Here is a 25505-nt window from a genome sequence, read left to right as displayed (position 1 = left end):
CGCTGCTCCTTACTTGGCGGCTTCGACGCCGGGCTTGGCCGCCGCGGGCGCATCGACCACCCGCACCAGGTCGCCGTCGTTCAGGAAGCCGGCTCCCTGGACCACCACGCGGGCGTCGGCCGGCAGCGGGGTCGTGATCTCGACCCGGTCGCCGACGCGGCGCCCGGTCTCGACCTTGAGTTGGGACACCCGGTTGTCGGACTGCAGCAGCAGCAGGTAGTTGAAGCCGTCGCGCGGCACCACCGAGGCCTGCGGCACCGTCAGCGCGCTGGTGCGCCCGAGCTGGAAGTCGCCGCGGGCGAACATGCCGGCCTTGAGGCCCGTGTTCTGCAGCACGTTCGGGATGTCCACATAGACCAGCGCCGCGCGGGTCTGCGGATCGACCGTCGGCGCCACGCTGCGCACCTTGCCGCTGACCTGGGCGCCGCTGGCGCTGGTGATCACGGCCGGCGTGCCGACCGCGATGCGGCCGAGTTCGGAGGAGGTGACCTCGGCGCGCCATTCGAGCCGGCCCTGGCGGACCATGCGGAACAGCTCGGTGCCGGCACTGACCACGCTGCCGACGGTGGCGGTGCGCGCCGAGATCACGCCATCGTCGGGCGCCAGCACCTGCGTGTTGCGGCCGCGCACCTGCTGCGCAGCCAGCACCGCCTCGGCCGCCTCCACCCGCGCCTTGGCGGTCTGCTCGGCGGTCTGGTACTGGTTGATCTGCTGCTGGCTCATCGCGCCGGTGGCCTGCAGCGTGCGCGCGCGCGCCGCGGTGCCGGTGGCATCGGCGGCGGTGGCGCGGGCTTCGGCGAGGGACGCCTTCGCCTGCGCCACGTCGGCCTGCACCGATTCGGCCGAGAAGGTGGCGAGCACCTGGCCCTTCTTCACCACGTCGCCGACGTTGACTCGCACTTCGGCCAGCTTGAGGCTGTTGGACTCGGAGCCGATGCTGGCCTCCTGCCAGGCCGCCACATTGCCGTTGGCCGCCAGCGTGACGCTCAGCTCGCTGGTCTCGGGCCTGGCGACCGTGACGGTCAACGAGGGCCGGGCGGCGGCTTCGGGTTTCTTCTCGGGCGCGGCGGCCGGCTGGGCCCGCAGCAGCCAGAAGGCGCCGGCCCCCAGGACCAGCAGGGCGGCGAACAGGACGAGGAGGGTGGAACGCTTCATTCTTTTCATGGCGACGGCGCAGCGGAAGAGGTCGATGTGGCGACGGATTCGGGCCGCGTCCAGCCGCCGCCCATGGCGCGGTAGAGCGAGACCCAGGCTTCGGCGCGCTCGCGTTGCAGTGCGACGCGGGCGGTCTGCGAGACGAACAGCGTGCGCCTCGCATCCTCGAGATCGAACAGGCTCGCGAGGCCGGTGGTGTAGCGGGCCTGGGTGGCGTCGAAGGAGATCTGGTAGTTGCGCACCGCGGTGTCGGCATCGGCCGCGCGGTCGTTGGTGCTCTGGAGGTTGATCAGTGCCTGTTCCACCTCGCTCACCGCGCGGCGCACGTTGGCGCGGTAGAGCGCCACGGATTCGTCGTAGCGGCCCTTGGCGGCGTCGTAGTTGGCCGCCAGCGTGCCGCCGTCGAAGATCGGAACGTTGAGCGCCAGCGGACCGAGGGTCCAGGTGTCCAGGGTTTCGCTGAATCCGCCGCCGCGCACCTTCAGCACGGCGATCGATCCCTGGAGCGACAGGCGCGGAAAGCGCTGGGCCAGCGCCGCGCCGGCCTCGGCGCTCGCCACGGCGACATCGAGTTCGGCGGCGTAGACGTCCGGCCGCTGCGCCAGCGCCTCGGCCGGCACGCTGTAGACCGCCTGTACCGCGGGCAACGTGACATCGATCGGGGCAGCGGCCAGCTTGGGCGCCAGCACCGTTCCCTCGATGCCGGTCAGCGCCACCAGCGCCTGTTGCTGGACGCTGCACAGCGCCTGCTGCTGGGTCAGGCGCCCGGCGGCCTCGGCGGCACTGGCGCGCGCCAGCGCGGCATCGGCGGGCGCCGTGAATCCGGCCTGCGCGGACAACTCGGTCAGGCGCGCGGACTCGGCGCGCGATTGCGCGTCGGAGGTCGACACCACCAGCTGGCGCCGGCAGGCCCGCTCGGCCAGGTAGGCGTTGGCGGTCTCGGCCGCGACGGAGACCCGGGCGTCGTGCCAGCGGGCGTCGGCGCCCGCATAGCGCGACTGGCTGGCGTCGCGGCTGGCGCGCAGGCCGCCGAACAGGTCGATCTCCCAGCTCGACTGCAGGCCGGCCTGCATCGTGGTGAGCGGGGGAATGTCGCTGCCGGCGACGCCGGTCGTGCCGGTCGAAAAGCCCGAGGTCGGCGAGTTGCCGCGGCTGGCCGACAGCGAACCGTTGAGATTCGGCACCAGCGCCGCGCCGGCCGCGACGCGCGCGGCGCGGGCTTCGCCGATGCGCGCCTGGGCGCTGGCCACGGTCGGGCTCGCGGCCTCGGCGGCGACGATCAGTTCGACCAGCAGCGGATCGTCGAGCTGGCGCCACCACTCGGCCAGCGACGGCAGCGAGCCGCCATGCGGCAGGGCCGAGGTGGTGGCGGGCAGGGGCGTCTGCCACTGCGCGGGCGTCGGTGCCGTCACCTGCGCGGGCGGGCGCGGGACCGCGCAGGCGGCGAGCAGCAGGGGAGCGACGAGGCAGAGCGCCGGGAGCCGGGAGTTCCTCATGAGATTCCGCAAAAAAGGAGTGGCGTGCCTTGGCGAACGGATCGCTTCGCCTTCGCGCCGGCAGGCGGCTGGTGGGCCGTGCAAGGCGCGCAGCATAGCAAGGCCGCAACGGTTCGAGCTGTAGTCGCGCGGCGCGTTTCCAAAAGTCTTCGATAGTACTGAATCGGCGCCGACGGATTGATGCGCTTCGGCCCCTTCTTTGATGCGCGCTACGATCCCGCCATGTCGCCCGCCACCGCCGCACCCCCCGCCTTGCCGCTCGACGCCGAAGGCATCCTCGCGCTCGCCGCGCGCTCGATGTTCCATCTGTTCTCCAGCATCAGCCAGGGGATGTTCCTGGTCGACCGGGGCGGGCGCATCGTCTGGGTCAACGAGGGCTACCGCCGCTTCCTGCCGGCACTCGGCTTCTCGTCGATCGACCAGTTCCTGGGCCATCCCGTCGAGGACGTGATCCCCAACACCCAGATGCGCCGCGTGCTCGACACCGGCGAGCCGATCCTGATCGATCTGCTGACCAACAAGGCCGGCACCTTCGTGGTCAGCCGCATCCCGCTGCGCGAGGAGCGCGAAGGCGATGCGGGCACGACGCCCGGCGAGGTCATCGGCGCGATCGGCATCGTGCTGTTCGACCATCCCGAGACCACGCTGCAGCCGCTGATCAGCAAGTTCGCGCTGCTGCAGCGCGATCTCGACGACGCCCGCCGCGAACTCGCGAGCCAGCGCAACAACCCGCTCTACCAGCAGTCGGCCGACGGCCAGCGCCGATCGAAATACACCTTCACGAGCTTCATCGGCAGCAGCCCGGCGGCGGTCGAGGTCAAGCGCCATGCGCGGCGCGCGGCGCAGTCCTCCAGCCCGGTGCTGCTGCTCGGCGAGACCGGCACCGGCAAGGAACTGCTGGCGCATGCGATCCATGCCGCCTCGGCGCGTGCCGGCGGCATGTTCGTCAGCGTCAACATCGCGGCCGTGCCCGACACCCTGCTCGAGGCCGAGTTCTTCGGCGTCGCGCCCGGCGCCTTCACCGGCGCCGACCGCAAGGCGCGCGAGGGCAAGTTCAAGCTGGCCGACGGCGGCACCCTGTTCCTCGACGAGATCGGCGACATGCCGCTCGGGCTGCAGGCCAAGCTGCTGCGGGCGCTGCAGGAGGGCGAGATCGAGCCGCTGGGCTCCAACAAGCTGGTGCCCTTCGATGCCCGCGTGATCGCCGCCACCTCGCGCGATCTGGCGGCGCTGGTGCGGGAAGGGCGCTTCCGCGAGGACCTCTACTACCGCCTCAACGTGCTGCCGGTGCGGGTGCCGCCGCTGCGCGAGCGGCGCGCCGACATTCCCGCGCTGGTCGAGACGCTGGGCGAGGACATGGCGCTGCGCAGCGGCGAAGCGCCGCCCGAGCTGACGTCCGAGGCCTTGGCGCTGCTCGCGGCCCAGCATTGGCGCGGGAACATCCGCGAACTGCGCAACGTGCTCGAACAGGTGACCATGCGCAGCGATTCGCAGCGCATCGACGCCGCGCAGCTCGAACGCATCCTGCGCGAGGCGGGTCAGGAGCAGATCGCGGCGGCCGAGCCGCTGCCGCGCGCGGCCACTGATTCGGCCGAAGGCGCGGCGCTGTTGCGGCCGCTGGCCCAACAGGTGGCGGAACTCGAACGCCGTGCGATCGCCGCCGCGATGACCGCGACCGGCGGCAACAAGCTGGCGACCTCGCGGCTCCTGGGCATTTCGCGCGCGACCCTCTATGAACGTCTGGAAAACCCTGAATAAAAAACATGCAGTTGTCTGAAAAATGGACGGTTGAACTGTCCTGATTTCAGGCTTTGCGCGGATTGACCAAGGGAAAGTCCTTTGTTTTCAAGGCGATGGCGGCTGGCACGAACTGTGCAATATTCAGCCATCACCTTCAGGAGACAAAGAATGCAACGTCGCTACCTCGTCGCGCTGGCCACCCTGGCTGCCGCTGGCGCCTTGACCGTCCCGGCCTGGGCCCAGTCCAACGAGATCAAGATCGCCCACGTCTACAGCAAGACCGGCCCGCTCGAGGCCTACGGCAAGCAGACCCAGACCGGCTTCATGATGGGCCTGGACTACGCGACCGGCGGCACCATGACGGTCAACGGCAAGAAGATCGTCGTGATCGAGAAGGACGACCAGGGCAAGCCCGATCTCGGCAAGTCGCTGCTGGCCGCGGCCTATGCCGACGACAAGGCCGCGCTCGCGGTCGGCCCGACCTCCTCGGGCGTGGCGCTGGCGATGCTGCCGGTGGCCGAGGAATACAAGAAGATTCTCTTGGTCGAGCCCGCCGTGGCCGATTCGATCACCGGCGACAAGTGGAACAAGTACATCTTCCGCACCGGCCGCAACAGCTCGCAGGACGCGATCTCGAACGCGGTGGCGATCGACAAGCCCGGCGTCACGGTCGCGACGCTGGCGCAAGACAACGCCTTCGGCCGCGACGGCGTGAAGGCTTTCGGCGCTGCGCTGAAGAAGGCCAAGCTGGTCCATGAGGAATACCTCCCGCCCGCAACCACCGACTTCACGGCCGGCGCCCAGCGCCTGATCGACAAGCTCAAGGACCAGCCGGGCCGCAAGATCATCTGGATCGTCTGGGCCGGCGCGGGCAACCCGTTCAAGATCGTCGACCTCGACTTGAAGCGCTACGGCATCGAGATCGCGACCGGCGGCAACATCCTGCCGGCCATGGCGGCCTACAAGGCGCTGCCGGGCATGGAAGGCGCGGCCTACTACTACTTCGGCATCCCGAAGAATCCGGTCAACGAGGCGATGGTTTCGATGCACTACAAGGAATTCAAGACGCCGCCGGACTTCTTCACGGCCGGCGGCTTCTCGGCCGCGATGGCGGTGGTGACGGCGCTCAAGAAGACCGGCGGCGACACCGGCACCAACAAGCTGATCACGGCCATGGAAGGCATGAGCTTCGACACGCCGAAGGGCAAGATGACCTTCCGCAAGGAAGACCACCAGGCGATGCAGAGCATGTACCACTTCAAGATCAAGGTCGATCCGGCGTTCGCCTGGGGCGTGCCGGAGCTGGTGCACGAGATCAAGCCGGAAGAGATGGACATCCCCATCCGTAATAAACGCTGACCCCCAGGTTGCCCGGCACTTCGTGTCCGGGCGCCCACCCCCTTTCAGGGGGCAACACCAGAGGCCCGGCAAAGCCGGTTCCTCGGTGTTTCACGAACGGGCCTGGCTGCGCCGGCCGCGGACTCACATTCCATGCTTGAAACCACTGATCTCACCATCCGCTTCGGCGGGCACGTGGCGGTGAATGCTGTCTCGTGCGCGTTCGCGCCGGGCACGCTCACCGCGATCGTCGGCCCCAACGGGGCCGGCAAGACCACGTACTTCAACCTGATCTCGGGGCAGCTCAAGGCTTCCGCGGGCACGGTGTCGCTCGACGGTCAATTGCTGTCGGGGCTGCCGGCCTCGGCGCGCACGCGGGCGGGGCTCGGCCGGGCCTTCCAGCTGACCAACCTGTTCCCGAACCTCACGGTGCTCGAGAACGTGCGGCTCGCGGTGCAGGCGACGCGCGAGGGCGCGCATCGGCGCGGCCTCAACCTGTGGAGCATCTGGAGCGACCACCGCGCGCTGACCGAGCGGGCCGACCAGATCCTGGCCGAGGTGGCGCTCAAGTCCAAGGAGCACGCTACGGTGGCCAGCCTGCCGCACGGCGACCAGCGCAAGCTCGAGGTGGCGCTGCTGATGGCGCTCGAACCCAAGGTCTTCATGTTCGACGAACCCACGGCCGGCATGAACGCGGCCGAGGCGCCCGTGATCCTGGACCTGATCCGCAAGCTCAAGCAGGACAAGAGCAAGACCATCCTCCTGGTCGAGCACAAGATGGACGTGGTGCGCGAACTCGCCGACCGCATCATCGTGCTGCACAACGGACAGCTGGTGGCCGATGGAGAGCCGGCGGACGTCATCGCCTCGCCGATCGTGCAGGAAGCCTACCTCGGCGTCGCGAAGGAGGCTGCATGACCACCAATCTGCTCGAGATGAAGGGCGTGCACACGCACATCGGTGCGTACCACATCCTGCACGGCGTCGACCTGGCCGTGCCCCGCGGCCAGCTCACGATGCTGCTGGGCCGCAACGGCGCCGGCAAGACCACCACGCTGCGCACGCTGATGGGCCTGTGGCATGCCTCGCAGGGCAGCGTGCGCTTCGGCGACAAGGACATCACGGCGATGCGCACGCCGCAGATCGCCGAGCTCGGCATCGCCTACGTGCCGGAGAACATGGGCATCTTCTCGGACCTCACGGTCAAGGAGAACATGCTGCTGGCCGCGCGCAACGCCAAGAACGCCGAGCAGATGGACGACGCGCGATTGAAGTGGATCTTCAAGCTCTTCCCTGCGGTCGAAAAATTCTGGAACCACCCGGCAGGCAAGCTCTCGGGCGGCCAGAAGCAGATGCTCGCGGTGTCGCGCGCGATCGTCGAGCCGCGAGAACTGCTGGTGATCGACGAGCCCAGCAAGGGCCTCGCGCCCGCCATCATCAACAACATGATCGACGCCTTCGGCGAGCTCAAGCGCAGCGGCGTGACGATCCTGCTGGTCGAGCAGAACATCAGCTTCGCGCAGCGCCTGGGCGACAGCGTGGCCGTGATGGACAACGGCCGCGTGGTCCACAGCGGCCCCATGGCCGCGTTCTCGGCCGACGAACAACTGCAGCAATCCCTGCTGGGACTCGCTCTATGAAAAATACCGACTTCGACTGGAAGCCGCTGCTGCTGGTGCCGGTGCTGGCACTGGTCGCGCTGCCGCTCACGGGCTCCGTCTCGACCTGGCTCACGCTCACGGTCGCCGGGCTCGCGATGGGCATGATCATCTTCATCATCGCCTCGGGCCTGACCTTGATCTTCGGCCTGATGGACGTGCTCAACTTCGGCCATGGCGTGTTCATCGCGCTCGGCGCCTTCGTCGCGAGCAGCGTGCTCGGCCTGATGGGCGACTGGACCGGCTCGGGCGAGCTGTGGCGCAATCTCGTGGCCGTGTTCCCGGCGATGCTGGTGGCGATGGCGGTGGCCGGCGCGGTCGGCCTGGCGTTCGAGCGCTTCATCGTGCGGCCGGTCTACGGCCAGCACCTGAAGCAGATCCTGATCACGATGGGCGGCATGATCATCGGCGAGGAGCTGATCAAGGTGATCTGGGGGCCGGGACAGGTCCCGCTGCCCTTGCCCGACGCGCTGCGCGGCTCGCTGCTGATCGGCGATGCGGCCATCAGCAAGTACCGCATCCTCGCGGTCGTGATCGGCGTCTTCGTCTTCGGCCTGCTGGCCTGGACGCTGGGCCGCACCAAGATCGGCCTGCTGATCCGCGCCGGCGTGCAGGACCGCGAGATGGTCGAGTCGCTGGGCTATCGCATCGGCCGGCTGTTCGTCGGCGTCTTCGTGGTCGGCAGTGCCCTGGCGGGCCTGGGCGGCGTGATGTGGGGCCTGTTCCAGCAGAACCTGATCCCGCAGATGGGTGCGCAGGTCAACGTGCTGATCTTCATCGTGATCATCATCGGCGGGCTGGGCTCGACCGCCGGCGCACTGATCGGCGCCTTGCTGGTCGGCCTGATGACCAACTACATCGGTTTCATCGTCCCGACGCTGACCCAGTTCGCGAGCATCTTCCTGATGGTGGCGGTGCTGCTGTGGCGTCCGCAGGGCGTGTATCCCGTGGCCAATCGCTGAAGAGAACTCCATGCTGTCCCGACTTCTTTCCAACGACCTGCCGCGCAGCCGCCTGCTGGCGCTGCTGCTCGCGGCCCTGGTGCTGGCGCTGGCCTTCGCACCCTTCCTGTTCCCGGGCGTCAAGGCGCTCAGCGTCGCAGCCAAGATCCTGGTCTTCATCGTGCTGGTCGCGAGCTTCGACCTGCTGCTCGGCTACACCGGCATCGTGAGCTTCGCGCACACGATGTTCTTCGGCATCGGCGCCTACGGCATCGCGATCTCGGCCAGCCGCCTCGGGGCGAGCTGGAGCGCGGTGGCGGTCGGGCTCGGCGCGGCGCTCGCGATCTCGCTGGTGCTGTCGCTCGCGATCGGCCTGTTCTCGCTGCGCGTGCGGGCGATCTTCTTCGCCATGATCACGCTGGCCGTGGCCTCGGCCTTCCAGACCCTGGCCTCGCAGTTGTCGGACTTCACAGGCGGAGAGGACGGCCTGACCTTCAAGCTGCCCGAGCTGATCTCGCCGAGCTTCGAGTTCGCCGAAGAGCCCTTCCTCGGCGTCTCGCTCGACGGCCGGCTGTTGTGCTACTACCTGCTGTTCGTCGCCACGGTGGTGCTGGTGCTGGCCTTGCTGCGGATCGTGAATTCGCCTTTCGGCCGCGTGCTGCAGGCGATCCGCGAGAACGAGTTCCGCGCCGAGGCGATCGGCTACCGCGTGGTGGTCTATCGGACCACGGCCTCGGTGTTGTCGGCGCTGTTCGCGACGCTGGCCGGCGCCATGCTCGCGATCTGGCTGCGCTACAACGGCCCCGACACCTCGCTGAGCTTCGAGATCATGGTCGACGTGCTGCTGATCGTGGTGATCGGCGGCATGGGGACGATCTACGGTGCGGTGGTGGGCGCGGTGCTGTTCGTGATCGCGCAGAGCTATCTGCAGGACCTGCTGCGCATTGCCAGCGAAGCCGCGAGCGGCATCGGCTGGCTCGCGGCCCTGCTGTCGCCCGACCGCTGGCTGCTGTGGCTGGGCGTGCTGTTCGTGCTGTCCGTGTACTACTTCCCGACCGGCATCGTCGGCCGGCTGCGCGCGAGGGCAAAAGGATGACACACCCCCGAAGCGCCTGCGGCGCCTCCCCCTCGAAGGGGGCGATACCAGCGGCCCGGCAAAGCCGGTTCCGCGATATCCCTGGCATCTGGCTGTACCGGTCACGCGATCGCGTGGTGGAGCGATGAAATGATTCTGCCGAACTCGAACTACCTTCAGATCGCCGGCCGCGAGGTCCATTGGCTCGACTGGGGCCCGCGCGACGGCCCGGTGGTGGTGGCCTGGCACGGCCTGGCGCGCACCTGCCGCGACATGGACGAGCTGGCCGTGCATTTCGCCGAACGCGGCTTCCGCGTGATCTGCCCCGACACCATCGGCCGCGGGCTGAGCCAGTGGAGCCCGGCGCCGGACGACGAATACCAGCTGTCCTTCTACGGCCGGCTTGCGCTCGGCCTGTTCGACGAACTGAAGCTCACGCGCGTGCACTGGGTCGGCACCTCGATGGGGGGGGCCATCGGCATGGTGTCGGCCTCGGGCCTGCTCGAGCCGACGATGAAGCCGCGCATCGCGAGCCTGGTGCTCAACGACAACGCGCCGCAGATCGCGGCCGCCGCGGTCGCGCGCATCCGCTCGTACGCGGGTCAGCCGCCGGCCTTCGACACCGTGGTCGAACTCGAGCAGTTCTTCCGCACGGTCTACAAGCCCTATGGCTGGCTCAGCGACGCGCAATGGCGGCGGCTGACCGAGACCTCGACCCGCCGCCTGCCGGACGGCCGGGTGACGCCGCACTACGATCCGGCGATGGTGCGGCAGTTCGAAGCCCATCCCGACGACTACCTGGTGTGGCCGCACTACGACGCGATCGAGGTGCCGTTGCTGTGCCTGCGCGGCGTCGAATCCGACCTTGTGCTGCCCGCGACGCTGGACGAGATGCGCAGGCGCGGCCCTGGCGCGGCGGGCCGCCTGCAGGTGATCGAGGTTCCGGGTTGCGGCCACGCGCCGGCGCTCAACGTGCCGGCACATCTGGGCCCGATCGAGGCTTTTATCCGCGCCGCCGGCACGTGATCCGCGGTGGTTCGACAATCGGGCCGACCATTCAACACGGAGTCTTCTTTCATGGCGCTTTCGTTCTACGACATTTCAGTCCCGGTGTTCACCCGCGGACTCGGCCAGCTCTCGCACGTGCTGGACAAGGGCCTCGCGCATGCGCAGGCCTCGGGCATCGATCCGGTCGAGCTCGTCAATGCGCGGCTGGCGCCGGACATGTTCACGCTGGCGGGACAGGTGCAGAGCGCGAGCGACGCCTCGAAGCTGGGCACGGCGCGGCTGGCCGGCATCACGGCGCCGAGCTTTCCCGATACCGAGACCACCTACGCCGAACTGCAGGCGCGGGTCGCGAAGACGATCGAGTTCCTCAACGGCGTTGATCGTGCGCTGGTCGATGGCGCCGAGGCGCGCGAGATCACGATGAAGGTGCGCGGCAACGAACTCAAGTTCACGGCCGAGCGCTACCTGTTGCAGTTCGCCTTGCCGAACTTCTTCTTTCACGTGACGACCGCCTATGGCGTGCTGCGTCACAGCGGCGTGGCACTCGGCAAGCTCGACTACCTCGGCCGCTTCTGATCGGCCCGCAGGGGGCCGGGCGCATCAAGCCTGCGGTTTGTACGCCGCGAGCGAATACATCAGCGGAATGCGCGGAAGGTCTGCCGGCGGCGCCATGCGCCGCCCGCCGATGTCGCGCATGCGCTCGAAGGCCTTCCAGCCGTTCGCGTACGGGTATTCGTCGAAGCGATCGATGGCCAGGCCGGCCTGCACCAGCCCGGTGATCACCTGGCCCACACCCCAGGCGAATTCGAAGCTGGGGTGCGGATTGCGAAAGCCCTGCACCCCGGGCGCCTGGCCATCGGGCACCAGGCCTTCGCGGGAGTCGGCCACATAGTCACTGACGCCCGCTTCGGGCACGGGCGTTTCATTGAAGTAGTCGTAGTGGAACTGCCAGGCCGGGTCGAACACCATCGCGAACGGGTGGAACTCGACGAAGACAAAACGGCCGCCCGGCTTGAGCAACTGCGCCACGCCCCGGGCCCAGGACTGGAGGTCGGAAAGCCAGCAGAGCGTGCCGTAGGAGCAGAAGACGATGTCGTAGCGCTCGCCCCGTGCCTGGGCATCGCGAAAGTAGTCGTAGACGTCGGAGCGCTCGAAGCGAGCCGCGATGCCGGACTGCGCCGAGAGTTGCGTTGCGAAGGCGATGGCTTCGTCCGAGATGTCCACGCCCGTCACCTCGGCACCGAGCCGCGCGATGCTCAGGCTGTCCTGGCCCGCGTTGCACTGCAGGTGCAGCACGGCGGCGCCCCTGACGTCACCGAGCAGTTCGAGTTCCTCGGCAAACAGGGTCGAGCCTCCCGAGCGGAAGAACGCGGCCTGGTCGCCCTTGTGGCTGTTGTGCGCGACGGTTGCTGCATTCCACGAAAGCCGGTTGGCTTCGTGCAGTTCTTTTTTCATGTGGTCGGTGTTCGGGTGGGCCAGCCCGCCAGATGGCGTTCGGCGATGTCCGCCAGCGCCGTGATCCACGCCGGGTGGTCGTTGAGGCAGGGGACATAGCGGAACTCCTTGCCGCCCGCGTGCAGGAAGGCGTCGCGGCCCTCCATCGCGATTTCCTCGAGCGTCTCCAGGCAGTCGGCCGGGAAGCCCGGGCACATCACGTCGACGCGCGAGACGCCCGCCGCGCCGAGCTCGCGCAGGGTCGGCTCGGTGTAGGGTTCGAGCCATTTGGCGCGGCCGAAGCGCGACTGGAAGGTCACGCGGTAGTGCGCCGGGGCGAGCGCGAGCCGCTCGGCCAGCAGGCGGGCGGTCGCCAGGCACTGCGCCTGGTAGGGGTCGCCGAGACGGATGTTGCGCTCCGGGATGCCGTGGAAGCTCATCACCAGCTGGTCGGCCCGGCCCTGCTGCTGCCAGTGGCGCTGCACGCTCTGCGCCAGTGCATCGATGTAGAGCGGATCGTCGTGGTAGTCGTTGACGAAGCGGAATTCCGGCAGCCGGCGCACGCGTGCGCTCCAGGCATTGACCGCGTCGATCACGCTGGCGGTGGTGGTGGCCGAGTATTGGGGATAGGCCTGCAGCAGCAGCACGCGCGTCACGCCTGCGGCCTTGAGCTCGTCGAGCCGGGCGGCAATCGAGGGATTGCCGTAACGCATGGCATCGCGCACCTGCAAGCGATGGCCGCGCTCGCCGAGCCAGCCGGCCAGCAACACGGCCTGCTTGCGGGTCCAGACCTTGAGCGGGGAGCCTTCGGGCGTCCAGATGCTGGCGTACTTGGCGGCCGACTTGGCCGGGCGCGTGCGCAGGATGATGCCGTGCAGGATCAGCGCCCACAGTGCGCGCGGAATCTCGACCACGCGCGGATCGCCGAGAAAGTCGGCGAGATAGGGGCGCACGGCCCTGGCCGTCGGTTCGTCGGGCGAGCCGAGGTTGCACCAGAGGACCGCGGTGCGTTCCTCGGCGGTGTCTGGGGCGGGCGGTTCGTCTCTGAAGGGCATGCGATATTCTCTGTCATGGCCAACGCGACCCCCGATTCCCTGACCCTCGACGTGAAGCGCGTCGCCGCGATTTCGCTCGATCTCGACGACACGCTGTGGCCGATCTGGCCGACCATCGAACGCGCCGAACGCGTGCTGCACGAATGGCTGCTGCGCGAGGCGCCGAAGACGGCCGACCTGCTGCTGACCCCCGGGATGCTGCGCGAGCTGCGGGAGGCCACGGCCAAGGAGCGTTCGGATCTCGCGCACGACCTGAGCGCGCTGCGCCGCGAGTCGATCCGCGGGGCGCTGCGGCGCGCCGGCGAAGACCCGGCGCTGGCCGAGCCGGCCTTCGACGTCTTCTTCGCCGAGCGACAACGCGTGACGCTCTTTGACGACGCGCTGCCGGCGCTCAAATGGCTCAGCGAGCGCTATCCGCTGGTGGCGGTCTCCAATGGCAACGCCGACATCCATCGCACCGGCGTCGGCCGCTGGTTCCGCGCCGCCTTCAATGCGCGCGATTTCGGCAGCGGCAAGCCGCATGCGCCGATCTTCCGCGCCGCCGCCGCGTCGGTCGGGCTGCTGCCCAGGGACATGCTGCATGTCGGCGACGATGCCGCGCTCGACGTGGTGGGCGCGCTCGATGCGGGCATGCAGGCGGCCTGGCTGGTCCGCGAGGAGCGGCCCTGGGAGCACGGCGCCCGGCCGCAGCTGATCGTGCCGAACCTGCACGCCCTGTGCGTGGCGCTGCACACCGCGCAAAGCTGATCCGGTCGTTTTCGTCGATTCGCAGGGGTGCCGCACGCTGCGTTGGGGGGCGTCACTACCGTGGGCCGCCGATCGCGCGCGCCACGCCTTCGCTCACCGCGGACTGGGTGTTGAAGTTCTTGACCATTCCGAGCCCGTTGCTGCTGGCGTCGATCACGGTCCGGTTCACGATGTGCTGGTTGTCCAGGGTGTTCTGGATGACGGTGCCCGAGGTGCCGGCCTGCTGCGGCTCGAAAATGTTGCCGGGGCCGTTCTGGACCAGGTTCAGGGCGGCCATCTGCCTGCTGAGCTGTGCCGCCTGCGCTGCGTTCAGGGTGTTCAGCTGCCCGAAGTTCAAGGTGGTCTGCGTCACCAGGTTGCCGTTGATGTAGACCGCGCGCGCGATGCCGAAGGTCACCAGCAGGCCGTTGCCCGGATCGAAGCCGCCGCGCAGGTGGTCCAGCGTGCTGTCGCCGACGGCCATCCAGATCTCGGCCCGCCGCTCGACGGGATCGACCGGTCCGCCGGCCCAGGCGGATGCGCCAAAGACGCCCGCGAGCGCCGACAGGATCAGGGCCGACCGAAGCGCCGGGGCGCGGCGGGGGCGCATCAGAAGTCTCCCGGCCCGAACTTGGGCATCGTGATGTCGGTCATGCCGTCGCGTGCGATGCCGGTGTTCACCGGTGCCCTCGGCGCCGCGCGCCAGTCCGCTGCCAGGTTGAAGCGGGCCGATTCCATGCGGTTGTGGATCACGAACAGCAGGCCGTTCTGCCAGACCTTCTCGAAGGCCTGGCGCGGCATGGCGCGCGTCCCCAGGGCTGGATCGCCCACCAGCACCCGGTCCTCCTGCACGCCCTTGACGACGACGAAGTGGTGGTAGCCGTCGGAGTTGATCAGCACGATGGCCGGAATGCGGGCTTCGTTGAGCTTGTCCAGCGGCTGCTCGAAGCCATCGGCCTCGAAGCCTTGCGCCGCCAGGAAGCGCTTCATGTCGAGCAGCGAGAAGCCTTCGGTATGAATCTTGTTCTGGTCGCCATGCTCGTACATCTGCCGGAACACCGTCTCCTCGGTCACCGGAAAGCCGTAGTGGTGGGTGAGCAGCGTCGCCAGGGCCGCCGAACCGCAGCTGAAGTCGTACTTCTGGATCAGCGTGCGTCCCGTGCGCGCCTGCTTCAGGGTGGTCAATGGAATCACGACGTCGCCCATGGCGATCGACGGCATGTAGGCGCCGTCGGCGGCGGCCAGCTCGGCCGTCGCCAACAACGCGATGCAGAGCAACAGGCGGCGCATGTGGCGTGCCTCAGTTCATCTGCAGATTGAGGATCGTTGCGTTCTGTATCAGCACATTCGCGCCGGTGTTCTGGATCACGGTCGGCAGCCCGGTCATGTTGGCGAACGAACCGGCACTGATGCTGTTGTCGCCCGTCGTGACGTTGCGCGCCGAGTTGTTGGCGGTGACGCCGCGCAGGGTCATGTCGTTGTTCACGACTTCGGCGCCGCCTCGGGTATTGGCCAGCGTGTTCGCGTCGACCGGCTGGGCGACGAAGGCCACGCTCCGGGCAACGGAGCCAGGTGCGTCGCGCGTCGGCTGCGAGGTCTGCGCCGCCACCGTTGCCGGCAGCAGGATCCCGAGGGCCACGCAAATGGACCCCAAGCGGGTGATGGATGTCATGGCGTCTCCCTTCGGCCTGCGGTGAGAGCGAGCCGATCCTCGCCATGCGCCCGGTGGCCCGGGTCGCACGGCGACGATCGGTCTCACGCTTCGATCAGCGTCCCACGGACAGGTTGGCCTGCACGTTCACGCTTTGCTGAACCATCGATGCGATGCCGCTGTTCTGGTTCGCGACCATGATGCCCGCGGCGGTCTGGCCGACGCTCGTCATGGTGTTGGACATGTTGAACGTGCCCGCATTCACGGTTGCCGTGCCGCCTGCGCCGCCTGTGCCACCGTTGCCGGTGCCGCCGGTTCCGCCGTTGCCGGTATTGGTTCCGCCGTTGCCTGCGCCGCCTGCGCCGCCTGTGCCGCTACCGCCCGCGCCGCCGGAGCCCGCGGTGTTGTTGCCGTTGCTGGCGCTGCCGTTGGTGGCGCTGCCCACCGTGCTCGAACCGCCGGCGCCGCCGGTGCCCGTGCCGCCAGTCTGGGTGCCGGTCGCGGTGCTGGTGGCTGCACCACCGCCGCCGCCCGAACCGCCCGCTCCACCGGCACCCGTGGCGCCGCTCGCGCCGCCTGCGCCTGCCGTGCTGGTCGCAGTGGCTGTGCCGCCCGCGCCGCTCGCGCCGCCTGCGCCTGCCGTGCCGCTCGCACCGGCTGAGCCRCCCGCGCCGCCTGCACCGCCCGGGGCACCGGCCAAGCCACCGTCGCCACCTGAGCCGCCAGAGCCTGCCGAGGTGCCGCCGGAACTGCCGCCGCCGCCGCCGCCGCCGGTCCTGCCGCCCAGAGACGCGGACAGACTGCCGCTGCTTCCGCCGCGTCCGCTGTCACCGGTCGAACCGCCGCGTCCGCCGTCGCCGCCACTGGATGAGGCGCGTCCGCTGTCGGTCAGGCCTGCGGCGATGCCGCCGAGGCCGTTGCCGCCTTCGCCTGCCCTGGAATCGCCGGTCGTGGCGCTGCCATGCGAGATGGCACCGTTGGAGGCGTAGCCGCCCGTCGCACCGACCGCACCGGTGCCCGTAGCGCCGTTGCCGCCCGTGCCCGTGCCATAGGCGGTGCCGCCCTTGCCCGTGCCGCCTCGTCCGCCATAGCCGTTGCCGCCGGCGACAGAGCCATTGTTGGTGGCGTAGTTGCCGATGTTGGACACGCTGTTGCCGGACACATAGCCCTCCAGCTTGCTCACGGCCGTCGCCTTCGCTGTGTTGAAGGCGTTGGTGAAGTTCCCGGTGGACCCATTGTTGATCGCAGCGGAACGCTCGGCACTGGCCTCGGCAGCACCCGATTCCCTGTTGGTACTCGTGCTGGTACGTGAACTCGTGCGTGAGCTGGTGCTGGTGCTGGTACTGGTACTGGTGGCGGTGTTGCTGCCCGTCGTCGTACGTTGATGGGTGTCCTGATCCGTGTCATTGGCGAACACCGAACCGCTGAACCCGAAGGCAAGCGCAATGGCCGAAGCCAGAAGTGTCTTTTTCATGAACCCTCCAGAAAGTTGAACAAGCTTGGTATTGACGTGCGTCGCCGCAAATCGAAGGGCCATGTGCAACTTCGGTGCCAGCAAATTACGGCTTGTTTCGCAAAGCCTTGCGCTCAGAGGCGAGGGCGGTCTTGCAGGGCATCCCACGCGATGCGTTCGGGCCGCCGCGAGCGGGCTCCATCAGGCCGACCGGCACTTGCTCTGTCACACTCCCTTGACGGCCGTTCGATGTAGCGCCGCGGCTGCGCGCGGAGGGTCCGACAGCCCTTGCAACGACCCCGACCGCTCGCGAGACGCACATTCCGTCTCAGGCCTGTGACAGTCGATGCCGTGAAAGCCAGGCCTTGCTCGGGGCCTGATTCCGACGCCGTGAGGCCAGGCTTGACGCCACGCCCCGTGGGCAGAGCACGGAGCCGCCGGACGGAAGTGCCACAGTCTTGAGACGCCCTTCAGAATTGCTACAGGTTGTTTACCTTTGATTGCAACTTGTAGCTTGGTGCGCAAGTTCTTTACGCTTAGTCTGCTGCGTGAAACGCTCCCACGAAGAAGTCAAGAGAGAGGGGACACCATGGAGACCTTCGGTCCGTACAGGGCGCTGGCATTGCTGGCCTGTTCGTCACTGGCGTGGTCGGGTGCGTCGGCTCAGACACAGAGCGCTTCTTCGAGCCGAAGTGCCAACAAGCGCATGGAGGCATTGCAGCAGCAGGTGCAGGAGCAGGGTCGGCAGATCGACGCGCTGAAGCAGCAGTCCGAACAGCAGGAGGCTCGCTACCGCGAACTGCAGGAGCGGCTCGAGACCCAGGAGGCGCGCGGCGCACCACGCCCGGAAGCCACGCAGACTGCCGACAGAAAGCCAGCGGCGCAAGGCGAAGGCGCCGACACCGGATCGAGGCCGGTGCAGGTGGGCGTCGCGCCAAGCGACGAGAGTCCGCAGCCGCCCCAATATGCACAGCTGTTCGACGAACCCGGCGTCCTCACGCCCAAGGGCAAGTTCGTCTTCGAGCCCTCGCTGTTCTACGGCTATTCGTCGAGCAACCGCGTCGCGTTGGTGGGCTACACGGTGATCCCGGCGCTGCTGATCGGACTGGTCGATGTGCGCGAGTTCAAGCGCAACACCTTCATCGGCACGCTGACCGGACGATGGGGCGCCACCAACCGCCTCGAGTTCGAAGCCAAGCTGCCCTATGTGTCGCGCTCCGACTCCACCATCAGTCGCGAGATCTTCACCGGTTCGGCCTTCGACAACGTCTTCAACACCAAGGGCAACGGCGTCGGCGATGCCGAGTTCGCGGCCCGCTACCAGATCACCGACGGCAAGGACGGCAACCCCTATGTGATCGGGGGGCTGCGCTTCAAGTCCAAGACCGGCAAGGATCCGTTCGAGGTCATTACCGATTGCGTGACGCGCTGCGTCGGCAACGCCACGGGCACCGGCCTGCCGCTGGACCTGGCGACCGGCTCGGGCTTCTATTCGCTGCAGCCGGGCGTCACCTGGCTGCTGCCTTCAGACCCTGCGGTGTTCTTCGGCGGCCTGAACTTCACCTACAACTTCCCACGCAGCGGGATCAGCCGATTGGTGCTGAACGGCGAAAGAGAGTTCATCGGCGACGTCAAGCCAGGCAATGTGTGGGGCCTGAATTTCGGCATGGGCCTGTCGATCAACGACCGTTCGTCGTTCAGCCTCGGCATGGAGCTGTATTCGATCGGCCCGACCGAGCAGAACGGCCAGCGCGTGATCGGCTCGGTGCGCACCCAGCTGGGCTCGCTGCTGCTTGGCTACTCGTACCGGTACAGCCCGAAGACCACCCTGAACGTGACCGTGGGCGCGGGATTGACGCGCGACACGCCCGACCTGCAGCTGACCGTCCGGGTGCCCATGTCGTTCTAGCCACCGGGGATCTCGCCATGCAGCAGCCAGGGAGCCTTCTTTGCGTGACGCTCGGCAGTCCATCCGGCCGGGTGGCAGAGCAATTGCTCGCGAGGGGCTGGAATCTCAGCCCCGCCACGGACCTGGTGGCTGCGGGGCGGCTGCAGGCGCATATGCAATTCACGCTCGGGCTGCTGGTGGTCGGTGCGGAAGCGAGCGTGACCGAGGCGGCGATGGAGGCTTGCGTCGCAGCCTCCCCAGGGGCTGAATGGGTGGCTGTTTGCGGCGCCCAGTCGCTCGAATCGCCGGCCTTTCGCGAGCTGGTCCTGGGGCACTTCTTCGACCACATGCTGTTGCCCGTCGACCTGCGCGAACTCGAGATGGTCCTGGGTCACGCGTCGCAGCGGGCCATGCTTCGGCATCGCAACGAGGCCGCGCGCCGGTCCGCCGTGGATGCGCTCGGCATGGTCGGGCAGGGGCCCGCGATCACGCGGCTGCGCGAGCAGATCCGCAAGGTCGCGGCGACCGAAGCGCCAGTGCTGATCGGCGGCGAAAGCGGCAGCGGCAAGGAGCTTGCCGCGCGCGCCATCCACCAGTGCTCACAGCGCTCGGGCGGCCCCTTCGTCGCCGTCAATTGCGGCGCCATATCGCCGACCTTGATCCAGTCCGAACTGTTCGGTCATGAGCGCGGCGCTTTCACCGGCGCCTCGTCGGAGCGGCGCGGACTCATCGAGGCGGCCAGCGGCGGCACCATCTTTCTCGACGAGATCGGCGACCTGCCGCTCGAGCTGCAGACCAATCTGCTGCGCTTCCTGCAGGAGAAGACGATCAGCCGCGTGGGCGGCGTGCGCAACCTGCATGTCGACGTTCGGGTGGTGGCCGCGTCCCACGTGGACCTGGCCGAAGCCGTGGCGGTGGGGCAGTTCCGGGAAGACCTGTTCTACCGGCTCAACGTGCTGTCGATCGACGTCGCGCCGCTGCGCAGGCGCATGGAGGACGTGCCGATCCTGGCCGAGTACTTCTTCCAGCGCTGCGTCGCCAAGGGCCGCACGCGTGTACGCGGATTCAGTCGCCAGGCGCTGGCAGCGATGCTCGCGCACGGCTGGCCCGGCAATGTCCGGGAGCTGTTCAACCGGGTGCAGCGCGCGGTCGTCATGACCGACCGGCGCCTGATCGGGCCGACGGACCTGGGCCTCGAAGCGGTCGAGAACGCCGTCGGCACGGGGCTGGATGCCGCGCGAACGATGGCCGAACGCGACGTCATCTGCCTCACGCTGACCCGGGTTGGCCGCAACGTCACGCATGCCGCGCGCGAACTCGGCGTGTCGCGCATGACCTTGTACCGGTTGATGGACAAGCATGGCATCGCGCTCGAGTCGGAGTCGCGTCCTCATGCAGCGCCTTCGTGGCCGGCCGCGACGCCACCGATCCGCATGACGCCAACGATCCCGAACGCCGACCCGGTCGGCGAAATGCTCAAGAAGTCCGCGGCTGCCGGCTACCGCCCCGACTGGTCCGGCGCCGGCAAGCCGGCGGGCCGGGCCTAGGACGGCCTTATATCGCCCGGGCGGCAGCGATCGCGCTGCGCACGGCGCCTTCGAGCGTGGCGGGATAGGCTCCCTCGACATAGTCGCCGCAGGCGATCAGGCCTTGCGCCACCTGCTGCGGCGGGCGAATCAGCCCCGGTGTGCAGGCGAAGGTGGCGCGCCGCTCGACCACCGTCAGCACCGGTTGCAGCGGGGCCAGGCCGAGCTGCTCGCGGGCCTGCGCCAGCACCTGCCGCTGCAGCGTCTCGCGGTCGGCGATGCTGGCGCTGATCACGAAGGCCAGCAGACCGCGCGGGCCGCCGAGCTGGCCGCGGTCGAAGACGAATTGCGCCGGCGCTTCCGGCCGGCTGCGCAGCGCCAGCACCGGCGCCGGCAGCATCGCATCGCCGTGCAGGTAGACCGTGGCGATGGCTTCGTGCTGCAGGGCATCGGCGGAGTCGGCCCAGCGCGGGGCCTCATCGGCGGCCAGCCGTGCGGCCTCCCAGGGCGCGCAGGCCAGCACCACGCGATCGAACAGCTGGCCGTCGACCCGCCAGCCGGCGCCCTCGCGTGCCAGGGTGCGCACCCGCCAGCCCGCTTCGGTCCGGGCGCCGCGCTGCCGGAGCCATCGGTCCGCGGCATCCGGGAACAGCGCGCCGAGGTCGACCCTCGGCAGCAACAGCGCCGAGCCGCCCGGCGTCTTGAACAGCGCGTCGTCGAGCACCCGCAGGAACACCTGGGCGCTGGCTTCGGCCGGCGGCGTGTTGAGGGCCGACAGGCACAGCGGCTCGGTGAGTTCGGCCTGCACGCGCGGCGTCAGGGCGGCGCACAGGCCGGCGACCGTCTCGGCCTCGGCGCAGGCGAAGCCTTGCCGCTGCCAGCGCGTGGCGGTTTGCAGCAGCGACAGCTTGTCCCGCCACGACCAGCCGCGGGCGCCCAGCACGCCGGCCAGGACGTCGAGGGGCGCCAGGCGCCGCGTCGCCTGGTCGAGCCAGCGCGGCAGTTGCGGCAGCGACAGGCCCCCGCCATCGGGAAAGCGCAGCGCCAGCGGGATGCGTTGCAGCGCCGGGCCCTCCTCGATGCCGACCCGTGCCATCGCCGCCAGCGTCTCGGTGTAGGCGCCGATCAGGATGTGCTGGCCGTTGTCGAGCATCACCTGCTCTCCGCCCGGCAGCGTGGCGGGCACGGCGCGCGCGCGCCCACCCCAATTGCGGGCGGCCTCGAAGACACTGACCGCATGCCCGGCCTGTGTCGCCTCGACCGCGCAGGCCATCCCGGCCCACCCGCCGCCGACGACTGCGAGGTTCATGGCTCGCCCCCAGGTTGCCCGCACTTCGTGTCGGGCGCCCACCCCCTGCCGGGGGCAACACCAGCGGCCCGGCAAAGCCGGTTCCGCGGTGTTTCACCAACGGGCCCGGCTGCGCCGGCCGGGGAGCACGCGCTGTGCCCGTCTGCGGCTGCGCGCAGCGCGCCTGTTCGTGGGCAGTCGCGGAACCGGCTTTGCCGGGCCGCTGACTGCGCCCCCGGTAGGGGGTGGGCGGCTACACGAAGTGAGCCAACCTGGGGGCGAGTCACAGCTTGCCCAGTGCCTGCACGCGCCAGGCCAGCCACAGCTTGCGCACCGGCGTCAGGCTCACGCGCTGGTCGAGCACCTGGAAGTCGTCGCGTGCGATCTCGTCGAGCAGCGTGCGGTAGATGCTGGCCATCATCAGGCCGGGCTTCTGGGTCCGCCGGTCGGCCGCCGGCAGCAGGGCCAGCGCCTCGTCGTAGGCGGCGCGTGCGCGATCGGCCTGGAACTTCATCAATGCCACGAAGCGTTCGGAATGCACCCGGTTCAGGATTTCGTGGGCCTTGACGTCGAACTGCTGCAGTTCGTTCACTGGCAGGTAGATGCGACCGCGCCGCGCATCCTCGCCGACGTCGCGGATGATGTTGGTCAGTTGCAGCGCCAGCCCGAGCTTGTGCGCGTAGTCGGTGGTCTGCGCGTCGGTCTGGCCGAAGATCCGCGCCGCACCTTCGCCCACCACGCCGGCCACCAGATGGCAATAGCGGCGCAGCGCCGGGAAGTCGAGGTAGCGGGTCTGGTCGAGGTCCATCTGGCAGCCCTCGATCACCTGCTGCAGCTGCCGTTCCTCGATGCCGTAGGCGGCCGCATGCGGCATCAGCGCCTGCATCACCGGGTGGTGCGGCTGGCCGGCGAAGGCCTGGGCCACCTCGGTGCGCCACCAGGCGAGCTTGGTCGCCGCCACGCCCGGGTCGCTGACCTCGTCGACCACGTCGTCGATCTCGCGGCAGAAGGCGTAGAAGGCGGTGATGGCCGCACGGCGCGGCTTCGGGAGAAACAGGAAGGCGTAATAAAAACTGCTGCCCGATGCAGCGGCCTTGTCCTGGACGTACTGCTCGGGGGTCATCGTGCGGGCCTCTTCATGCGGCTGATTGTCTCCGCATCCGCAGGGCCCGCCAGGCGAGCAGCGGCGCATCGGCGCGGCCGATGGTCGGGCGTGTCGAAAAGCTGTCGCAGCCCAGGGCCTCGATCTTGTCGAGGATGCGGCTGCCGCCCTGGACCACGAGGCGCAATTCCCAGCCGGCGCGGCCGGGCAGGCGATGCACGAGCGGCGCGCCTTCGCGCATCAGCGCGCGCGCCCAGGCGACCTGGCTCGCGACCAGTGCGATCGCCTGGCCCGGCGGCGCCGACCGCCCGAGCGGTGCGAAGGTGTCGAAATCGCCCGTTGAGAGCCCGTGGGCGCGGCAGTCGTCCTGCGGCAGGTAGCGCCGGCCGCGCGGCAGATCGACGCTCAGGTCCTGCCAGAAATTGATCAGTTGCAGGGCGCTGCAGATGGCGTCGCTCCGGGCCAGCGAGCGGGCATCGGCGACGCCGTACAGGTGCAGCAGCAAGCGCCCCACCGGGTTGGCCGAGCGGCGGCAGTAGTCCAGCAGTTCGGCGCGATCGGCATAGCCGGCGCGATCGCGGGTCTTCGCGATGTCCTGCATGAAGGCGGACAGCAGGTCCGCGAGCAGGTTTTCCGGCAGCGCGAACTCGCGCATCGAATGGGCGAGCGGCCCGAACACCTCGGGCCAGCGGGCCGAGGGCGCGCCGCCGCGCGCGGCCGCCGCGAGATCGGCGCGGAAGGCCTGCAGGGCATCGAGCCGGGCGGCCGGCTCGGCGTCGCCCTCGTCGGCGATGTCGTCCGCGGTGCGCGCGAACGCATAGATGGCCGCAATGGGCGGGCGCAGCCGCGGGGGGCAGAGCCAGGAGGCGACGGGGAAGTTCTCGTAATGCGCCGGCGCGGCGGCGAGCAGGGGGGGAGATGTGGATGGCACGCGGCGGATTGTCCCGCAGGCTACGATCGCAGCGCCAACGGGCCCGCACCATGAACACACCGAAGCAGAAGCCGAATCCCGCCGAGCCCGCGGCGCATCGACCGGGCGGGCCGCTGCTGATGGTCGCCGCGCTCGGGGTGGTCTTCGGCGACATCGGCACATCCCCGCTCTATGCGTTCAAGGAAACCCTGAACCCGGAGCACGGCGTGCCGTTCACGCCCGACGCGGTGCTGGGGCTGCTGTCGCTGATCTTCTGGGGCCTGATGTTCGTGGTGACGCTGAAGTACGTGGTGTTCGTGCTGCGGGCCGACCACGACGGCGAAGGCGGGATCCTCGCGCTGCAGGCGCTGGCCGGCAACGCGGCGTCCGACCCGCCGGCCCGGCGCTGGGTCGGGCAGGCGATCGGCCTGCTGGGCCTGGTGGGCGCCGCCACGTTCTATGGCGACAGCCTGATCACGCCGGCCATCTCGGTCCTGTCGGCCGTCGAGGGCCTCGAAGTCCAGGCGCCGGGATTGCAGCCGTTCGTGATTCCGATCACGGTGGCGATCCTGCTCGCGTTCTTCGCGGTGCAGCGCAAAGGCACCGGTGCGGTCGGCAAGATCTTCGGGCCGGTGATGCTGCTGTGGTTCGTCCTGATCGCGCTGGCCGGCCTGTGGCAGGTGATGCAGCAACCGCAGGTGCTGGCGGCGCTCGACCCGCGCCGCGCCATCGGCTTCCTGGTGACTCATCGCATCCAGTCGCTGGCGGTGCTGGGCGCGGTGTTCCTGGCTTTCACGGGGGGCGAAGCGCTCTATGCCGACATGGGGCATTTCGGCGCCGGGCCGATCCGGCTGGCCTGGCTCTTCATCGCCTTGCCCGGGCTGGTGCTGAACTATTTCGGCCAGGGCGCGCTGGTACTGGCGAATCCGGCCGCCATCGACAACCCTTTTTTCAGGCTCTTCCCGTCCTGGGCCGTGCTGCCGATGGTGGTGCTGGCCGCGATGGCCACCGTGATCGCCTCGCAGGCGGTGATCTCGGGCGCCTTCTCGATCACGGCGCAGGCCATGCGCATGGGCTATCTGCCGCGCATGCGGATCGTCCAGACCTCCGGCGTCGCCATCGGCCAGATCTACGTGCCGACCATCAACTGGCTGCTGATGGTCGGCGTGCTGCTGCTGGTGCTGGGTTTTCGAAGTTCGAGCGCCCTGTCGGCGGCCTACGGGATCGCGGTCTCGATCACGATGGTGACCACCACGCTGCTGACCGGTGTGGTCGCCTGGCGGCTCTGGCGCTGGAACCGGGTGGCCGTGGCGGTCGGCGTGCTGGTCTTCGCGGCGGTCGACATCACTTTCGTGGCTGCCAACAGCCTGAAGGTCATGCAGGGCGGCTGGCTCACGCTGGCGGTGGCGGTGGGGGTGATGCTGCTGTTCACGACCTGGGGCAAGGGCCGGCGGCTCGGACTGGCGGCGGCGGAGGCCGAGCGCCTGCCGCTGGTGCCTTTCGTCCAGTCGCTCGAGGCCCACATGCCGCACCGGGTCCGGGGCACGGCCGTCTTCCTCAACGCCGATGCCGACTCGGTGCCGCACGCGCTGCTGCACAACCTCAAGCACAACCAGGTGCTGCACGAACAGGTGATCGTGCTCAGGGTGCTGGCCTGCAACACCCCGCGGGTCGATGCGCGCGAACGGATCGAGGCCGAGTCGCTCGGCAGCGGCGTGTGGGTCGTCACCGCGCGCCACGGCTACATGGAGCGGGCCGACGTGCCCGAGTTCATCCGCATCCTGGCCTACCAGAAGGGCCTGGCCTGCGACTCGATGACGACCTCGTACTTCGTCTCGCGGGCCGCGATCGTGGACCTGCCGGGCATGAACCCGCTGCGCCGGGCCCTGTTCAGCTGGCTGCAGCGCAACGCGGGCCGAGCCTCCGACTATTTCGAGTTGCCGGGCAATCGGCTCGTGGAGATGGGGCAGCGCGGGTAGCCCCAGGGGCGGCCCGGCGGCGGTCTGGGCCCCACGTTCCTCGGCGCACGGCGCCGTTTTTGTTTGACATCGATTCGCGTTT

Annotated in this window: 23 protein-coding genes; 12 read left to right on the top strand and 11 right to left on the bottom strand. The window is 69.0% G+C overall.

The genetic code is table 11. From position 1 onward, the window contains the following. Positions 1-9 precede the first annotated feature (9 nt). On the bottom strand, positions 10-1164 hold the full coding sequence (locus tag AB4Z46_RS06570; protein ID WP_442282671.1) for an efflux RND transporter periplasmic adaptor subunit: 1155 nt from the start codon (positions 1162-1164) through the stop codon (positions 10-12). Continuing rightward, a complete protein-coding gene (locus AB4Z46_RS06565) occupies positions 1161-2651 on the bottom strand; it encodes an efflux transporter outer membrane subunit (protein WP_442282670.1) in 1491 nt (496 codons plus the stop codon). Before AB4Z46_RS06565 ends, AB4Z46_RS06570 begins: the two co-directional genes overlap by 4 nt. Positions 2652-2873: 222 nt before the next feature. On the opposite strand from AB4Z46_RS06565, the gene AB4Z46_RS06560 reads away from it, so the two are divergent. The 8 genes from AB4Z46_RS06560 to AB4Z46_RS06525 all read left to right on the top strand — a co-directional run bounded on the left by AB4Z46_RS06560 (position 2874) and on the right by AB4Z46_RS06525 (position 10987). Next, positions 2874-4409, top strand: coding sequence for a sigma-54 interaction domain-containing protein (locus tag AB4Z46_RS06560; protein ID WP_442282669.1), 1536 nt, complete (start codon positions 2874-2876; stop codon positions 4407-4409). A 150-nt stretch (positions 4410-4559) separates the two neighbouring features. Continuing rightward, complete coding sequence (locus AB4Z46_RS06555) at positions 4560-5750, top strand: substrate-binding domain-containing protein (protein ID WP_442282668.1); 1191 nt, start codon at positions 4560-4562, stop codon at positions 5748-5750. 132 nt (positions 5751-5882) lie between these two features. Continuing rightward, complete coding sequence (locus AB4Z46_RS06550; RefSeq protein ID WP_442282667.1) at positions 5883-6647, top strand: ABC transporter ATP-binding protein; 765 nt, start codon at positions 5883-5885, stop codon at positions 6645-6647. Next, positions 6644-7369, top strand: a complete 726-nt coding sequence (locus AB4Z46_RS06545) for an ABC transporter ATP-binding protein (RefSeq protein WP_442282666.1) — start codon at positions 6644-6646, stop codon at positions 7367-7369. Before AB4Z46_RS06550 ends, AB4Z46_RS06545 begins: the two co-directional genes overlap by 4 nt. Beyond that, on the top strand, positions 7366-8349 hold the full coding sequence (locus AB4Z46_RS06540; RefSeq protein WP_442282665.1) for a branched-chain amino acid ABC transporter permease: 984 nt from the start codon (positions 7366-7368) through the stop codon (positions 8347-8349). The genes AB4Z46_RS06545 and AB4Z46_RS06540 overlap by 4 nt, the downstream gene beginning before the upstream one ends. Positions 8350-8359: 10 nt before the next feature. Further along, on the top strand, positions 8360-9424 hold the full coding sequence (locus tag AB4Z46_RS06535) for a branched-chain amino acid ABC transporter permease (protein ID WP_442282664.1): 1065 nt from the start codon (positions 8360-8362) through the stop codon (positions 9422-9424). Between the two features lie 129 nt (positions 9425-9553). Next, positions 9554-10429, top strand: a complete 876-nt coding sequence (locus AB4Z46_RS06530) for an alpha/beta fold hydrolase (RefSeq protein ID WP_442282663.1) — start codon at positions 9554-9556, stop codon at positions 10427-10429. A gap of 51 nt (positions 10430-10480) precedes the next feature. Next, entirely contained in the window at positions 10481-10987 is a 507-nt protein-coding gene (locus AB4Z46_RS06525; protein WP_442282662.1) for a DUF1993 domain-containing protein, read from the top strand. A 24-nt stretch (positions 10988-11011) separates the two neighbouring features. Here the strand turns inward: AB4Z46_RS06525 and AB4Z46_RS06520 are convergent, their stop codons facing one another. Then, a complete protein-coding gene (locus AB4Z46_RS06520; RefSeq protein ID WP_442282661.1) occupies positions 11012-11866 on the bottom strand; it encodes a class I SAM-dependent methyltransferase in 855 nt (284 codons plus the stop codon). Next, the gene (gene hemH, locus AB4Z46_RS06515; RefSeq protein WP_442282660.1) at positions 11863-12900 is read right to left on the bottom strand and encodes a ferrochelatase; all 1038 of its coding nucleotides are present in this window, start codon (positions 12898-12900) and stop codon (positions 11863-11865) included. The genes AB4Z46_RS06520 and hemH overlap by 4 nt, the downstream gene beginning before the upstream one ends. 15 nt (positions 12901-12915) lie before the next feature. Between hemH and AB4Z46_RS06510 the strand changes: the two genes are divergently transcribed. After that, entirely contained in the window at positions 12916-13647 is a 732-nt protein-coding gene (locus AB4Z46_RS06510; protein WP_442282659.1) for an HAD family hydrolase, read from the top strand. 55 nt (positions 13648-13702) lie between these two features. Here AB4Z46_RS06510 and AB4Z46_RS06505 read toward each other — a convergent pair whose 3' ends face one another. The 4 genes from AB4Z46_RS06505 to AB4Z46_RS06490 all read right to left on the bottom strand — a co-directional run bounded on the left by AB4Z46_RS06505 (position 13703) and on the right by AB4Z46_RS06490 (position 16751). Next, positions 13703-14236 (bottom strand): hypothetical protein, encoded by a 534-nt coding sequence (locus AB4Z46_RS06505; protein ID WP_442282658.1) that lies wholly within the window; start codon positions 14234-14236, stop codon positions 13703-13705. After that, positions 14236-14916: a C39 family peptidase gene (locus AB4Z46_RS06500; RefSeq protein ID WP_442282657.1), complete on the bottom strand. Its 681-nt coding sequence runs from the start codon at positions 14914-14916 to the stop codon at positions 14236-14238. Before AB4Z46_RS06500 ends, AB4Z46_RS06505 begins: the two co-directional genes overlap by 1 nt. 10 nt (positions 14917-14926) lie before the next feature. Further along, positions 14927-15298 carry a hypothetical protein gene (locus tag AB4Z46_RS06495; protein ID WP_442282656.1) on the bottom strand — a complete coding sequence of 124 codons (372 nt, stop codon included), beginning with the start codon at positions 15296-15298 and terminating at the stop codon, positions 14927-14929. Between the two features lie 94 nt (positions 15299-15392). Then, complete coding sequence (locus AB4Z46_RS06490; protein WP_442282655.1) at positions 15393-16751, bottom strand: hypothetical protein; 1359 nt, start codon at positions 16749-16751, stop codon at positions 15393-15395. Between the two features lie 568 nt (positions 16752-17319). Between AB4Z46_RS06490 and AB4Z46_RS06485 the strand changes: the two genes are divergently transcribed. Both AB4Z46_RS06485 and AB4Z46_RS06480 read left to right on the top strand, forming a co-directional pair. Beyond that, positions 17320-18639 (top strand): acetate kinase, encoded by a 1320-nt coding sequence (locus AB4Z46_RS06485; RefSeq protein ID WP_442282654.1) that lies wholly within the window; start codon positions 17320-17322, stop codon positions 18637-18639. A 17-nt stretch (positions 18640-18656) separates the two neighbouring features. Further along, positions 18657-20165 (top strand): sigma-54 interaction domain-containing protein, encoded by a 1509-nt coding sequence (locus tag AB4Z46_RS06480; RefSeq protein WP_442282653.1) that lies wholly within the window; start codon positions 18657-18659, stop codon positions 20163-20165. 7 nt (positions 20166-20172) lie between these two features. Here the strand turns inward: AB4Z46_RS06480 and hpnE are convergent, their stop codons facing one another. From hpnE to hpnC, 3 genes are all read right to left on the bottom strand, one after another. Continuing rightward, positions 20173-21453, bottom strand: coding sequence for a hydroxysqualene dehydroxylase HpnE (hpnE, locus tag AB4Z46_RS06475; protein WP_442282652.1), 1281 nt, complete (start codon positions 21451-21453; stop codon positions 20173-20175). 262 nt (positions 21454-21715) lie between these two features. Next, entirely contained in the window at positions 21716-22555 is an 840-nt protein-coding gene (gene hpnD, locus AB4Z46_RS06470) for a presqualene diphosphate synthase HpnD (protein ID WP_442282651.1), read from the bottom strand. A gap of 13 nt (positions 22556-22568) precedes the next feature. After that, entirely contained in the window at positions 22569-23465 is an 897-nt protein-coding gene (gene hpnC / locus AB4Z46_RS06465) for a squalene synthase HpnC (protein WP_442282650.1), read from the bottom strand. Between the two features lie 119 nt (positions 23466-23584). Between hpnC and AB4Z46_RS06460 the strand changes: the two genes are divergently transcribed. Further along, on the top strand, positions 23585-25423 hold the full coding sequence (locus AB4Z46_RS06460) for a potassium transporter Kup (protein ID WP_442282822.1): 1839 nt from the start codon (positions 23585-23587) through the stop codon (positions 25421-25423). The last annotated feature ends 82 nt before the right edge of the window (positions 25424-25505 follow it).

The sequence above is a fragment of the Variovorax sp. M-6 genome (assembly GCF_052114385.1).
In the GTDB taxonomy this organism is placed as follows: domain Bacteria; phylum Pseudomonadota; class Gammaproteobacteria; order Burkholderiales; family Burkholderiaceae_C; genus Variovorax.
Note: the sequence above shows the minus strand (reverse complement) of the source record. Positions and strands in the feature narration are given on the sequence as shown.

Excerpts from the sequence above, each read along its gene's own strand:
- hpnD (WP_442282651.1), bottom strand. The coding sequence starts at position 22,555 with ATGACCCCCGAGCAGTACGTCCAGGACAAGGCCGCTGCATCGGGCAGC.
- AB4Z46_RS06505 (WP_442282658.1), bottom strand. The coding sequence starts at position 14,236 with ATGCGCCCCCGCCGCGCCCCGGCGCTTCGGTCGGCCCTGATCCTGTCG.
- AB4Z46_RS06555 (WP_442282668.1), top strand. The coding sequence starts at position 4,560 with ATGCAACGTCGCTACCTCGTCGCGCTGGCCACCCTGGCTGCCGCTGGC.
- AB4Z46_RS06565 (WP_442282670.1), bottom strand. The coding sequence starts at position 2,651 with ATGAGGAACTCCCGGCTCCCGGCGCTCTGCCTCGTCGCTCCCCTGCTG.
- hemH (WP_442282660.1), bottom strand. The coding sequence starts at position 12,900 with ATGCCCTTCAGAGACGAACCGCCCGCCCCAGACACCGCCGAGGAACGC.
- AB4Z46_RS06510 (WP_442282659.1), top strand. The coding sequence starts at position 12,916 with ATGGCCAACGCGACCCCCGATTCCCTGACCCTCGACGTGAAGCGCGTC.
- AB4Z46_RS06550 (WP_442282667.1), top strand. The coding sequence starts at position 5,883 with ATGCTTGAAACCACTGATCTCACCATCCGCTTCGGCGGGCACGTGGCG.
- AB4Z46_RS06525 (WP_442282662.1), top strand. The coding sequence starts at position 10,481 with ATGGCGCTTTCGTTCTACGACATTTCAGTCCCGGTGTTCACCCGCGGA.
- AB4Z46_RS06485 (WP_442282654.1), top strand. The coding sequence starts at position 17,320 with ATGGAGACCTTCGGTCCGTACAGGGCGCTGGCATTGCTGGCCTGTTCG.
- AB4Z46_RS06545 (WP_442282666.1), top strand. The coding sequence starts at position 6,644 with ATGACCACCAATCTGCTCGAGATGAAGGGCGTGCACACGCACATCGGT.
- AB4Z46_RS06480 (WP_442282653.1), top strand. The coding sequence starts at position 18,657 with ATGCAGCAGCCAGGGAGCCTTCTTTGCGTGACGCTCGGCAGTCCATCC.
- AB4Z46_RS06520 (WP_442282661.1), bottom strand. The coding sequence starts at position 11,866 with ATGAAAAAAGAACTGCACGAAGCCAACCGGCTTTCGTGGAATGCAGCA.
- AB4Z46_RS06530 (WP_442282663.1), top strand. The coding sequence starts at position 9,554 with ATGATTCTGCCGAACTCGAACTACCTTCAGATCGCCGGCCGCGAGGTC.
- AB4Z46_RS06560 (WP_442282669.1), top strand. The coding sequence starts at position 2,874 with ATGTCGCCCGCCACCGCCGCACCCCCCGCCTTGCCGCTCGACGCCGAA.
- AB4Z46_RS06570 (WP_442282671.1), bottom strand. The coding sequence starts at position 1,164 with ATGAAAAGAATGAAGCGTTCCACCCTCCTCGTCCTGTTCGCCGCCCTG.
- AB4Z46_RS06495 (WP_442282656.1), bottom strand. The coding sequence starts at position 15,298 with ATGACATCCATCACCCGCTTGGGGTCCATTTGCGTGGCCCTCGGGATC.
- hpnE (WP_442282652.1), bottom strand. The coding sequence starts at position 21,453 with ATGAACCTCGCAGTCGTCGGCGGCGGGTGGGCCGGGATGGCCTGCGCG.
- AB4Z46_RS06535 (WP_442282664.1), top strand. The coding sequence starts at position 8,360 with ATGCTGTCCCGACTTCTTTCCAACGACCTGCCGCGCAGCCGCCTGCTG.
- AB4Z46_RS06460 (WP_442282822.1), top strand. The coding sequence starts at position 23,585 with ATGGTCGCCGCGCTCGGGGTGGTCTTCGGCGACATCGGCACATCCCCG.
- AB4Z46_RS06540 (WP_442282665.1), top strand. The coding sequence starts at position 7,366 with ATGAAAAATACCGACTTCGACTGGAAGCCGCTGCTGCTGGTGCCGGTG.
- AB4Z46_RS06500 (WP_442282657.1), bottom strand. The coding sequence starts at position 14,916 with ATGCGCCGCCTGTTGCTCTGCATCGCGTTGTTGGCGACGGCCGAGCTG.